Origin of the sequence: Pleomorphochaeta sp. DL1XJH-081, assembly GCF_049310885.1 — a bacterium.
Taxonomy (GTDB): domain Bacteria; phylum Spirochaetota; class Spirochaetia; order Sphaerochaetales; family Sphaerochaetaceae; genus CAYZJV01.
In genome coordinates this window covers 649,607-661,845 of sequence record NZ_JBMDYO010000001.1, presented here as the reverse complement: position 1 = coordinate 661,845, position 12,239 = coordinate 649,607, and the positions used below count along the sequence as shown (strand labels likewise).

10 protein-coding genes are annotated in these 12,239 nt (G+C 45.1%); 9 read left to right on the top strand and 1 reads right to left on the bottom strand.

What is annotated here, in order from left to right:
* Positions 1-70 precede the first annotated feature (70 nt).
* Positions 71-1,738, top strand: a complete 1,668-nt coding sequence (locus tag ACODJP_RS03030) for a Na/Pi cotransporter family protein (protein WP_422478327.1) — start codon at positions 71-73, stop codon at positions 1,736-1,738.
* Between the two features lie 93 nt (positions 1,739-1,831).
* Here the strand turns inward: ACODJP_RS03030 and ACODJP_RS03025 are convergent, their stop codons facing one another.
* The gene (locus tag ACODJP_RS03025) at positions 1,832-3,727 is read right to left on the bottom strand and encodes a phosphoenolpyruvate carboxykinase (GTP) (RefSeq protein WP_422478324.1); all 1,896 of its coding nucleotides are present in this window, start codon (positions 3,725-3,727) and stop codon (positions 1,832-1,834) included.
* Positions 3,728-4,004: 277 nt separating this feature from the next.
* Between ACODJP_RS03025 and ACODJP_RS03020 the strand changes: the two genes are divergently transcribed.
* From ACODJP_RS03020 to ACODJP_RS02985, 8 genes are all read left to right on the top strand, one after another.
* Positions 4,005-4,817, top strand: a complete 813-nt coding sequence (locus ACODJP_RS03020; protein ID WP_422478322.1) for a hypothetical protein — start codon at positions 4,005-4,007, stop codon at positions 4,815-4,817.
* Positions 4,818-5,018: 201 nt separating this feature from the next.
* Positions 5,019-5,873: a DMT family transporter gene (locus tag ACODJP_RS03015; RefSeq protein ID WP_422478320.1), complete on the top strand. Its 855-nt coding sequence runs from the start codon at positions 5,019-5,021 to the stop codon at positions 5,871-5,873.
* 46 nt (positions 5,874-5,919) lie between these two features.
* Complete coding sequence (locus ACODJP_RS03010) at positions 5,920-6,138, top strand: hypothetical protein (RefSeq protein WP_422478318.1); 219 nt, start codon at positions 5,920-5,922, stop codon at positions 6,136-6,138.
* Positions 6,119-6,430: a YbjQ family protein gene (locus ACODJP_RS03005; RefSeq protein WP_422478316.1), complete on the top strand. Its 312-nt coding sequence runs from the start codon at positions 6,119-6,121 to the stop codon at positions 6,428-6,430. The genes ACODJP_RS03010 and ACODJP_RS03005 overlap by 20 nt, the downstream gene beginning before the upstream one ends.
* A gap of 43 nt (positions 6,431-6,473) precedes the next feature.
* Positions 6,474-8,009, top strand: a complete 1,536-nt coding sequence (gene nifA, locus ACODJP_RS03000) for a nif-specific transcriptional activator NifA (RefSeq protein ID WP_422478314.1) — start codon at positions 6,474-6,476, stop codon at positions 8,007-8,009.
* 255 nt (positions 8,010-8,264) lie between these two features.
* The gene (locus ACODJP_RS02995) at positions 8,265-9,587 is read left to right on the top strand and encodes an ammonium transporter (RefSeq protein ID WP_422478312.1); all 1,323 of its coding nucleotides are present in this window, start codon (positions 8,265-8,267) and stop codon (positions 9,585-9,587) included.
* A gap of 13 nt (positions 9,588-9,600) precedes the next feature.
* Entirely contained in the window at positions 9,601-9,942 is a 342-nt protein-coding gene (locus ACODJP_RS02990; RefSeq protein WP_422478310.1) for a P-II family nitrogen regulator, read from the top strand.
* 166 nt (positions 9,943-10,108) lie between these two features.
* The gene (locus ACODJP_RS02985) at positions 10,109-12,232 is read left to right on the top strand and encodes a glutamine synthetase III (RefSeq protein WP_422478308.1); all 2,124 of its coding nucleotides are present in this window, start codon (positions 10,109-10,111) and stop codon (positions 12,230-12,232) included.
* The last annotated feature ends 7 nt before the right edge of the window (positions 12,233-12,239 follow it).

Here is a 12,239-nt window from a genome sequence, read left to right as displayed (position 1 = left end):
TGCTTAATTTCCCCCTTTTCAATCGTTGTCGTCTCTGATACATTCTCAAGTGGTTCTCAGAGGAGCGCAGATGATTTATCAGTTATTACAAATTGTCGGAAGTTTAGGCTTGTTCTTATTTGGTATGAGGACGATGAGCGACGGTATCCAGAAGGCTGCCGGTGAGCGTCTCCAATCCATTCTGAATTTTATGACCGGGAATCGGGTTTCTGCGATACTTACCGGGTTCGCAATCACTGCGATTGTCCAGTCATCATCCGCAACAACGGTTATGGTGGTCAGTTTCGTCAATGCCGGATTGTTGCAGTTGACCCAATCCATCGGGGTGATCATGGGTGCCAATATTGGTACCACAGTGACTGGATGGTTGGTAGCGATCCTAGGATTCAAAGTCAAAATCAGTGCAATGGCTCTGCCAGCTATTGGATTTGGATTTATTCTACTTTTAATCAAGAAGCTCAATAAACAAGATCTTGGTGAGACCCTCATTGGATTCGGACTGCTTTTCATGGGTCTGGATTTCCTGAAGGGGTCGGTTCCTGATATCAGTCAGCACCCCGAGATGCTCGAATTCCTAGCAAATTTTACTGGCCATGGTTTGGCTTCCTACTTCTTGTTCATTATCGTAGGTACACTACTTACCATCATAGTACAATCATCATCGGCCGCCATGGCGATTACCCTTACCATGGCCTATGCAGGTTGGATCGACTATCCAACGGCAGCAGCGATAGTTTTGGGAGAAAATATCGGAACTACGGTGACTGCTTATCTTGCATCCATTGGGACTAGTGTAAATGCACGTCGTGCCAGTCGAGCCCACACGCTATTCAATATTTTTGGCGTATTGTGGATGACCCCCATATTCTATCTTTTCCTCAATCTCGTGAATACTATAGTGCCTGGGGATGTGTATGCATTGGATGGGGCGAAGGCCTTGCCGGCTCACTTGGCAATGTTCCACACGTTATTCAATATTACCAACACGTTCCTCTGTAGTTTTTTCGTTAATCTGATAGCGAAGATGGTGACAAAGCTGGTTCCCGATGAAGAGGGCATTCCCACAGCATACTCGCTCAAATACATTCGGGCTACGTTGCAAGACACTCCTGAGCTCTATCTCCTTACAGTAAAGAGAGAGCTCGCCAAAATGGCAGACATCATCTCAGATATGTTTACTCGATTTTGGGATATTTTCAGCCATCCTGAGAGCCCCATGGCCAATGAAGTTGAGACCCAAAAGAAGATGGAAGACCTCACCGACCAGATGCAGGAAGAGATCACCAAGTTTCTCTCCCAATGCAGCATGGACAATATGAATCAAGTCAGTGCAAACAATGTATATAGCATGATGCGTATTACAAATGAGTTGGAGAGTATTGGAGATAGTTGTTATAACCTGATGATCCTGTCAGAGCGAAAAACAAAGCAAAAGATCGAGATGGATCCAAAAGCAATCGAAAAACTGCTTCCGTATGTCGATCTGGTAAAACAATTCATCCATTTCATCCGTAGTCACCTGAATGAACATATGTCGAGTGAGAATGTCGCTGTCGCTGTAAAGCTGGAGAACGAGATTAACAAAATGCGTAATATCCTCAAGCAATCAGCCTCAAAGAGACTACAATCCGGTGCTGATGTAAAAGTTGAACTTCTCTATATCGACATTGTCAGGCATGTAGAGCAGATCGGTGACCACTGTCTGAATATTACTGAGAGTTTGAATAGGCTCGGATAATCATCACAACCATTCAGAGGGTGAAAGAAAAGCGGCACGTATGGAATTTCCACACGTGCCGCAAATATTATGTGCTATAGAACATCCAAAGGATTATCCTTTGAAGGTGCCGGGAAGAATGAGATCACCATATGTATCCTTGGCTTTTGAAATTCTTTCGATAGTAGCATCCCAATATTCGAAAATTTCCTGTGGAGTATTCGGGTCCATCTTCTTGTAATAGGCTTTCGTTCTCTCCAGCTTCTCAATCCACTTGGTGCAACGGAAAGTAAAGAGGTAATCGTACTTCTCTTTTGGGAAGTCCTCATTCAGGTGTTCCTTGAAGAGGTCCTTCAAGTCTTCATAGAGAGGAATCTTTCCGGTGGGTGTATCATATGCCTGATATTCGTTATGAATACGACCATCAGCCCAGTGCAACCAAACCTTCTTCGCCAACTTACTGGTCATGAAATTACCATTTTCATCTCTCATGAAGTAGTTGTTGCTGAAGATCTTCGGTGTATCTTTGACTCCCTCACCAAATTTGATGTTGTTCATGGTATAGGTACCCAAGGGGTAGGAAACAAAGTCCATATTCGCCATGGGGCTCGGTGTGCGAACACCCTCTTTCCCTAATGTGGCGCTGGTAGTCTCGGATTCAAGGGTTGCAGCCTTGAGTAGGATACCGTCCTTCCAGTTGGGAGACTCTTCGACAGGTACAGTTATATCGCTATCACGACCGCCGTAGAGGACTCCGTCGACCTTGACGCCTTCCTTAGCTTCGAATCCAACCTTGTCAATATTGTCCAGATAGTCCAGACGCATGGTGTAGCGTGCGTTACCGTGAGCAACACCTACTTCCTTGCCATCTGCATCCTTGGTGCCCTTCTTCCATTCTCCGAAGTGGTTCCGGCCTTCATCAGGTGAATCGACACCCATTCCAAGCCAATATGGCTTATTGTCTGGACCACGTAAGATGTTGGAGAAAATGACCTCCTGATCAATCATGAGGTTTTTGAAGATGACAGGATCATCCTGCTCATTCACATCCTTGATGATACCGAACATACCGAACTCGACGTTTACAGCTCTGAATTCACCATTGATGTTTCTAAAGTATGCGATATCGTCACCAACAATCTGCTCTCCTGGAATCATCGCAGTGGATGTTTTTCCACAGGCTGATGGATAGGCTCCACAGAAGTAGGTCTTGCGATTTTTCTTCTTATCCAAGGCTGCCATGACGAACATATGTTCACACAACCAACCTTCATTGCCCGATTTGTTAATTGCAAGGCGCATGGAGTGTTTTTTCAAACCAACAGAGTTACCGGCATACTGGTCGTTCATTGAATATACGATGTTATTTTGGGTATCCATGTAAATCCTGCGGTTCTGGAGATTGACGGAACAGCCATTCTTATCCAATTCGCCAGCAGAGTGGATGAAGCGGAAGAAGTCGTCTTTCTCGGCTTCCTTCATCTTAAGGAAATGGTTGTAAGCAGTACGGTAGAGAATGTTTTCCGAGTGAGCAACGTACCAACTGTCGGTAAACTGGATACAGGGGATAGTGAATGGGCTTTCGGTCGGACCTTCAGAATAGAACAGGACAACCGCGTCCTTACCTTTCATGATACCTTTAGCGATTCCCAGGATCTCAGCCAATCCCTCTTCATACTCGATTGAGTTGAGGCTTGCCATCTTATCCATGTTCTCTTTATAGACCATGAATCTGGTATTTTTCTTGTCACGAGCTTGGTCTCCATAACCGTCCCAGTGGATGGTTTGTTTAGAGTTTGCTAGTGGATGTTCCTCACCTTTGGCAAGAGCCTGCTCACGGACATACTGAGTGTCCTTCTCGCTGTCATCGCAGACATAGATCGATTTTGGATCGCAGTGTTCGGCGAACGTTCCGACGAACTCCATGACCTTGTCGTTCTTCAAGGCTGCAATCTTGGCGAAGCTTTCTTCGCTCATCTTTGCTTTAAGTACTGTTTCAAACTTATTCATATAATCTCCTTATGATCAAGGTTATGTCTCTATTGTTACCTTTTTATTCCATTTATTCAACCGCACAGTTGCGTGTATGGGAAAAGTGGATTCAATCGGATACCGATTTGGATATATTAGTTAAACTATATGGGGAATTCGTCAACCATCGGAACATTAATGCCATCGCCTCGGTGTGGAAAGTGTCCGCTTGCTTGCATATCATTCATTTACATTGATAATCATATGGAGTTGAATTATCCTAAGCCCTATACCATGACCGTCATGGAGGATGTCTATGAGAAGAGTCTGTTGTCTTGCCAGTATAGTAATTGTGTTGCTCCTTTCTTTCGGTTGTGTAAACTCGAAAACTGTCCCCCAAGGGGGAGATCGGACTATGGAGACTGCTCAGTTATGGAATTTGGATGAATATCCTTTGAATGTCTTCATGGGAGTGTCAGCTCCCTATTCAACAACTGAAAAGGAAATTGCCGAAGCTTTGTATAATTGTGCAAGGAGCATTGCGATAAACGAGGGTCTTCAGGTTACCAGCAAGTTGGTGAGTGAATCCTCTAGCAATGGACTTCTCTCGTTCGCTACCGATGGCAGTGCACTGTACTCTGAGAAAGATGTGCGCATTATTCTCGAACGCTTAGAGTTGTTGGAGGTTCGGAATGCCGGAAGAGAGGGTGTTGTAATCATCGCCTCCGATCCTGTGAAAAATGCGATGGCAAGACCGTATAAGCAAAAGTTCGATTCCGATGGTAAGCCGACGTGGGTGCATCAACTACCTACGATCGATGGATATCTGGTGGCGGTGGGGGAAACCTTGGGATATGCTTTTGTACGCGATTCTTTAGAGGCTTCTGATGTCTTAGCAGCAGAAGCTCTTATCGAAAAGAGTTCGGCAGCAATAACTGAATCGAAATCCTATGCCATGAATATCGAATCAGAAGGTTCGTTGGGAAAGGGTTCCTATTTTCAGGAGGGTGTTCTTCAAGTCGCCTCTGGAACACTTGATGGATTTGTGATATTGGCTCGTTGGTATGATAGCAGTAACAATCACTATTATTCGCTGGCTGCTTCCCGAAAACCTGCTACACAGAAATGAATGGTGTCGTGACCCCAGGGCATGCCCTGGACCCTGGAGGCTTCGCCTCCGGTGCCGCCCCAGGGGCGGGGTATCTCCCCATACGATTCCTGCACTCTCTCGGTAATGGACCAATAGTGATTGTTCCGCTACCCTCGTTTCGTTGGGAAATGAAGGAGATGATAATCGCTTCAAATGTATAGATTTCAAATAATCCTGGCAATGGCTACTTTCGGCACGCTTGGTATCTTCGTCAAGAATATTGCACTTTCATCGGCAGAGATCGCTCTTTGGCGCGCCATTGTGGCTACGCTAGTTCTTCTCACATATATGGTCGTAACCAAACGATTGAAAATGATACGACAATCTGGTCGTAATCTGATCAAACTGGCACTCTCCGGTGCCGCAATGGGGTTCAACTGGATATTCCTGTTCGAGGCCTATAGATATACGAGTGTGGCTTTGTCTACCTTGAGCTATTACTTTGCTCCTACGTTAGTGATTGTTGCGAGTGCTGTTTTTCTCAAAGAGAAACTTGATACAAAGCAGATTATCTGCTTCATTATCTCCACCAGCGGTATCGTGCTCATCATCGGAGTTAGTGGAGGCGGGTCCAATGATATTCTTGGTGTCCTCTACGGCCTAGCTGCTGCAGTACTATATGCTACGGTCGTGATGTTCAATAAAGCATCCGCAGCGGTCGATGGAATTACTAGGACTTACTTACAGTTCGTTGCTGCCATGATTGTTCTCATCCCCTATGTAAAAGTGACGGAGGATTTCCATATTGGTACACTCGAAACAAATGAATTGTTACTTTTGTTGATCATAGGAGTGGTTCACACTGGCATCATGTATGTTCTCTATTTTACTTCGCTTTCCCATGTGAGGGGGCAACAGGCTGCAATTCTCAGCTATATCGATCCCGTTGTGGCTGTGTTGCTATCGGTGTTTGCTTTACATGAGCAGACAACGCTTTTGCAGATGTTGGGAGGTGTATTGATCCTCGTAGCCACTGCTGCGAATGAATTAACGTTCAGCAGAAAGGTAGTGTCGGTATCAACTTCAAACAATTGAATAATTTAACATGCACAAATTCGCAAAAACACGCTATACTCAATCTATGAGAAAAACGATGATTGCCCCTATACTGTTCGCATTCCTTACATTGGCTGCAGTGATCGGGTATGCTGCAATTTTTTTGTATCTTCCACTTCCTATGGTACTCAAGGTATTGATTGCGTTGGTGGTGCTAGCGTTAGTGGTTGCCATGGGGTATGTATTAGTACAGAGAAGCAGAGAGTTGGAAGAGGAGGAACGTGATGATTTTGGTAAATACTGATTTTATTTCCGGTAAGGAACTTGAAACTTTAGGTATCGTAAAAGGGTCGACTATCAGGGCAAAACACCTCGGCCAGGACATTCTTGCAGGATTGAAGACGATTGTGGGTGGTGAACTTACCGGTTATGGAGAGATGTTGGATGAAGCGCGTTCAATCGCCACCAAGCGGATGGTCGATGAAGCTGATGGTCTTGGAGCCGACGCGGTGATCAATATCCGCTATGCCACAAGCAACGTAGCTCAAGGTGCCGCAGAGATATTGGTGTATGGCACTGCTGTGAAATTTGTCTGAAGAGTACTTGAATAATATTTGACATGACCATACCATGTGCGTCATGAAAAAGGCTGATACGCTCCAGGTACTCTGTGAAATCAGCAAAATCCTCGATGAGACAGACGATCTCAAAAAGATCCTCCATCCTATTCTCGACTCTCTGGCAGCCCACACTCCTGTCGTCCGTGGTGCAATTACACTCATCAATAGGGATAAGAATGAGATTCTGATTGAATCTGCATATGGGTTGACCGATACACAAAAGAAATTGGGTCGGTATCAACTCGGCGAGGGCATAACCGGTCAAGTAGTGAAGACTGGAGAATGTATTGTCATTCCAGATATTTCAAAAGATAGCAGGTATATGAACAAGACAGGGGCAGAGACTGGTTTCATAGAGAAGAATCAGCAGATTTCCTTCATTAGCGTACCTGTAAAAAGTGACAAGACCACTATTGGAACGTTGAACATCACCTTTATTGAAGTTCCTTCAGATGATCTCTCCCATTATCTCAAGCTTCTCTCCATCATAGCATCCATGATAGCTCGTGCAGTGAAGATCCGCCAAGAATTGCGGGAAGAGAAAGAACGTCTTGTAGCTGAGAATGCGAGATTGAAGAAGGAACTTCAGGAACGACTTATCCCGGAAAGAATCATAGGACGTTCCCAAGTAATGCAGGAACTGTTCGATCTCGTAGCCCAAGTCTCTAAGAGTGAGGCCACGGTGTTGATTCGTGGGGAGAGTGGTACGGGAAAAGAATTAGTTGCTCAGGAGATCCATGACAACAGCCTCAGGGCGAAGAAGCCATTCATAAAGGTAAACTGTGCTGCGTTGCCCGAAGGAGTCATTGAGAGTGAACTCTTCGGACACGAGAAAGGAGCCTTCACTGGGGCACACTCTCTACGTAAAGGTAGGTTCGAGCTCGCCGATCAGGGAACGCTTTTCTTGGATGAAGTGGGAGAGCTTTCTCCTAAGATGCAGGTAAAATTGCTTAGGGCTGTCCAAGAACAAGAATTTGAACGGGTAGGTGGTGTTAGGACCATAAAAGTCGATGTCCGTATCATAGCTGCAACAAATAGGAATCTGGAAGAGGAGATGCAGAGTGGAAGATTTAGGGAGGACCTCTACTATCGACTGAATGTATTTCCTCTTCATATTCCACCTTTGCGGGAACGGAAATCCGATATCCTGCTTCTTTGTGACCATTTCATCGAGAAGTATAACAAGAAGAACCACTTCTCCATAAAAAGAATCTCAAGTAACGCAATAGACTTGCTTATGATGTACCATTGGCCCGGGAACGTCAGGGAACTGGAGAATTGTATCGAACGTGCTGTTATCCTCAGCAAAGATGACGTGATCCATGCATACCATCTTCCTCCCAGTCTCCAATCGGCAGAATCTTCCAATACGAAATTCAGCTCTACATTGCAACACGAGTTGGATAATCTGGAAAAAGAACTCATTGCCGATGCGCTCAAACATGCAATGGGCAACCGTGCCCAGGCAGCACGGGAATTGGGTGTGAGTGAGAGGATCATGGGACTGCGCATAGACAAATATGGCTTGAACCCCGATAGATATAAGCTCAAATGAGCAGTATGCTTACTCTTGTTGGATTGAAGATTACCTACCATTATGTATGGTTAAAACGGAAATCCTACCATTATGTAGGACACTCAATTCTTAGTCATGAGCTCATCCTTAACTCCATATACATATAATAGAAATTTATAAATATATATAATTAAAACAAATAATTATTAAAAATTCTCCGAATTCCAAACTAGTTGGAACAATTGGCACGACATCTGCATCGCCTGAGCTATCATAATAAACAGGAGTTGGATGATGAAGCGCAAAAAGTATCTATGGATCATGTTATTTGTGGTAGGAGGGTCTGGATCGATATTTGCATCGGACATTACTGCTACTGTAGCTATCCACCAGCAGTCATTGGACATGATTTGGCTTTTACTGTCAGCTGCTTTGGTTTTTTTCATGCAGGCTGGATTCGCTATGGTGGAATTGGGACTGACCCGTGCAAAGAATGCGGGGAATATCATCATGAAGAACCTTATGGATTTCTGTGCAGGATCGCTCATGTTCTGGGCTATCGGCTGGGCACTGATGTATGGGAATTCCGTCAATGGTCTGTTTGGGTTCTCCCAATTTCTTATTCGTGGTGCAGATTCCTTGTTGTATAGGGATTGGATGTTCCAAGTTGTCTTTGCAGCGACGGCAGCTACAATTGTTTCAGGCGCCATGGCCGAACGGACAAGATTCAGTGGCTATCTTTTGTACAGTATTATCATCTCAGGCCTAATCTACCCGGTTTCTGGACACTGGATCTGGGGTGGTGGATGGTTGGCTTCACTGGGATTCCATGATTTTGCAGGATCTACCGTTGTTCATTCTGTAGGAGGCTGGGCGGCTTTGATGGGTGCCATAGTCCTAGGCCCCCGAATAGGTAAGTATGTCTCTATTGGCGGTAAAGTCTCATCGAAGGCAATCCTAGGGCATAACCTTCCCCTAGCAAGCTTGGGTGTATTCATCCTTTGGTTCGGTTGGTATGGATTCAATGCCGGATCCACTTTGAGTGGTACGGATGCGACTATGGCAGTTGTTGCTGTCACGACCACCTTAGGAGCCTCTAGCGGTGCCATAGGTGCAATGGTGGTATCATGGATCAAATTCAAGAAACCAGATGTAAGCATGTCTTTGAACGGAGCTTTGGCAGGTTTGGTCGGAATCACCGCTCCAACAGCTGTAGTTACACCATTAGGGGCAATCCTTATTGGGTTGGTTGCCGGGCTTCTCGTAGTTTTTTCGGTAGAGTTCATAGATAAAAAACTCCATATAGATGATCCTGTGGGAGCTATCAGTGTCCATGGCGTCTGTGGAGTTTGGGGAACTCTCGCGGTTGGACTTTTCGGGGCTACAGACGATATCAGAGGTCTCTTCTATGGAGGAGGGTTCTCACAGCTTGGTATCCAAGCTTTGGGTGCCTTGGCGGTAGGCTGTTGGGTGCTGCTGACAACCGGGTTATTATTCTATGCTATCAATAGGACGATCGGACTTCGGGTTGAGCAGCGTGAAGAACTGGCAGGATTGGATTTGTCGGAACATAGTGCCGAATCGTACAGTGGTTTTCAGATTTTCACGACAATGTAAGAAGGAGAACTCCATGAAACTCATAATCGCATATATCCAACCGGAAAAACTCAATGCTGTGAAGCAGGAGTTGTATAAACGTGAAATCTTCAAGATTTCTGTAACGAATGCCCTAGGATGTGGACAACAGAAGGGATACACAGAAATGTATCGTGGTGTCGATGTAGAGGTGAATCTTCTGAAGAAACTGAGAATAGAGATTGCGGTGAATGAAGATTTTACCGAATCTACTATTGAAGCGATCCTCACTGGAGCTGGTACTGATACGATCGGTGATGGCAAGATCTTCATTCTCTCAATAGAGGAATGTATCCGTATAAGGAATAGGGATACTGGGGAACGTGCTATCGGATAGTTCCTACATATTGGTAGGTTTTGGGGCTTCATTCCTACATAATTGTAGGTTGTCATGAGGCCCCAAATTATGAGTTTCTATAACAATTATTTGCCATAAAATATATTACATATCTTGGCACGGATATTGCAATCTCTTATGAAACTACGTATAGGAGAAGAACGCCATGTCCGAATGTATCGACTACACAAAAACCTCGTTGATGGAGGTCTACGGAGAAAACTGTTTCAGTGATGCTGTCATGCGGGAACGACTCCCAGGGAATGTCTACCATGAATTGAAGGCTGTTCAAGCTGGGTCCAAGAAATTATCTACACAAGTTGCCGAGGTCGTCGCCAATGCTATGAAGGATTGGGCTATAGAGCGGGGTGCTACCCATTTTACCCATTGGTTCCAACCTCTTACTGGATTGACAGCGGAAAAACACGACTCTTTCATCTCTCCTCGACCGGATGGTTCGGTACTGTTGGAGTTCTCCGGGAAGGAGTTGATACAGGGTGAACCCGATGCTTCATCTTTTCCGAATGGAGGACTTAGAGCTACATTCGAAGCACGGGGATACACCGCTTGGGATACCAGTTCTCCAGCAGTGGTTAAGGATCTGCAAGGTGTTAAAACTTTGACGATACCTACGGCTTTCATCTCCTATACAGGGGAAGCGTTGGATAAAAAAGTGCCCCTTTTGCGGTCTATGTCTGCAATCAATAAAGAGGCCTTACGGGTGATTCGTGCTCTTGGCAATACCACCTGTACCCGTATTTTCACTAATGTGGGACCTGAACAGGAATATTTCCTAATCGATGAAAAATTCTATGATCAACGGCCTGATCTCAGACTGAGTGGTAGGACTGTTTTTGGAACGATGAGTGCCAAGGGACAGGAGATGGATGACCACTATTTTGGGGCAATCAAGGAGAGGATCGGGTTGTTCATGAAAGAACTTAACTACGAACTTTGGAAACTCGGTATATCAGCCAAGACCCAGCACAATGAAGTAGCACCCAACCAATTTGAGATTGCGACTATCTACGAATCGGCCAATATCTCCACCGATACCAATCAGTTGCTCATGGAGGTTATAAAGAATGTAGCCCGCCATCACGGATTGGTTGCATTGCTCCATGAAAAACCATTTGCTGGTGTCAATGGATCTGGAAAACACAACAACTGGTCTATCGGTACCGATGATGGTCAAAATCTCCTCGGTCCTGGCGATAGCCCAGGGGAAAATGTACAATTCCTCCTCTTTCTCACATCGGTCATCAAGGCTGTCGATACCTATGGCACATTACTGAGGTTGTCGGCAGCTACAAGTGGAAATGATCACCGACTAGGTGCGAATGAAGCTCCTCCTGCAGTAATTTCCCTATATCTTGGCAATACGCTCACAGAAATCCTCGACTGTATCGCAGAGGACCGTCCGTTAGTGAAAAGGGATGGAAAGTTGGTAGAATTAGGGTTAACGACAATTCCGACTTTCCCTATGGATGATACCGACCGTAACCGTACTTCCCCCTTTGCTTTCACTGGTAATAAGTTTGAGTTCCGGATGGTAGGAAGTTCCCAATCGCTTGCCAGTCCCAATACGATGCTGAATGTAGCGGTTGCTGAGGTTCTCTCTGAAGTCGCGACAAGATTAGAACAAGCCGATGATACGCTGACCGAAGTCAAGCATATCATAAAAGAATTCTATACCAGTCATAAGCGAATCATATTCAATGGCAATGGTTATGCACCCGATTGGCTAGAAATCGCCTCTAATCGGGGGTTACCAAATCTCACGAATACCGTAGAGGCTTTGTCACATTTGGATGATCCTGAGTATACCAAATTGTTTGGGAAACATGGGGTTTTCACCGCTGCCGAACTACATTCCAGGAAAGAGATCTATCTGGAAACGTACTCCGGACAACTGCATATTGAGGCTGGCCTTATGGTTGAAATGGCGAAACGGAGGGCTATTCCAGCAGCAAACCGGTATCTAAAGGACCTTTTGTCTACAATGGAAGCTCAAATGTCTTTCGGTATGACTCCTCGTTCGCAGAAGACTCTGGCTCAAAATCTTTTCGATCATATCGAATCTGCGTTAGATGCATTGGAATCCTTGGAACAGACTCTTGTAGATGTGTTGGAAACAAAAGGAGACGCTTTGGAGGAAGCTAGATACTATCATGGGAAGGTGGTACCAGTAATGGAGATTTTGCGAAGCCATGTTGATGAACTCGAACGTCTGACAGAGAAATCGTATTGGCCCTATCCTTCCTACGAAGATATGTTATTCCACCTTTGAAAGCCAT

Bases quoted from the DNA above. Each gene is read 5' to 3' on its own strand.
- ACODJP_RS03025 (WP_422478324.1), bottom strand. From the start codon at position 3,727: ATGAATAAGTTTGAAACAGTACTTAAAGCAAAGATGAGCGAAGAAAGC.
- ACODJP_RS03010 (WP_422478318.1), top strand. From the start codon at position 5,920: ATGAGAAAAACGATGATTGCCCCTATACTGTTCGCATTCCTTACATTG.
- ACODJP_RS02990 (WP_422478310.1), top strand. From the start codon at position 9,601: ATGAAACTCATAATCGCATATATCCAACCGGAAAAACTCAATGCTGTG.
- ACODJP_RS02995 (WP_422478312.1), top strand. From the start codon at position 8,265: ATGAAGCGCAAAAAGTATCTATGGATCATGTTATTTGTGGTAGGAGGG.
- ACODJP_RS03020 (WP_422478322.1), top strand. From the start codon at position 4,005: ATGAGAAGAGTCTGTTGTCTTGCCAGTATAGTAATTGTGTTGCTCCTT.
- ACODJP_RS02985 (WP_422478308.1), top strand. From the start codon at position 10,109: ATGTCCGAATGTATCGACTACACAAAAACCTCGTTGATGGAGGTCTAC.
- ACODJP_RS03015 (WP_422478320.1), top strand. From the start codon at position 5,019: ATGGCTACTTTCGGCACGCTTGGTATCTTCGTCAAGAATATTGCACTT.
- ACODJP_RS03005 (WP_422478316.1), top strand. From the start codon at position 6,119: ATGATTTTGGTAAATACTGATTTTATTTCCGGTAAGGAACTTGAAACT.
- nifA (WP_422478314.1), top strand. From the start codon at position 6,474: ATGAAAAAGGCTGATACGCTCCAGGTACTCTGTGAAATCAGCAAAATC.
- ACODJP_RS03030 (WP_422478327.1), top strand. From the start codon at position 71: ATGATTTATCAGTTATTACAAATTGTCGGAAGTTTAGGCTTGTTCTTA.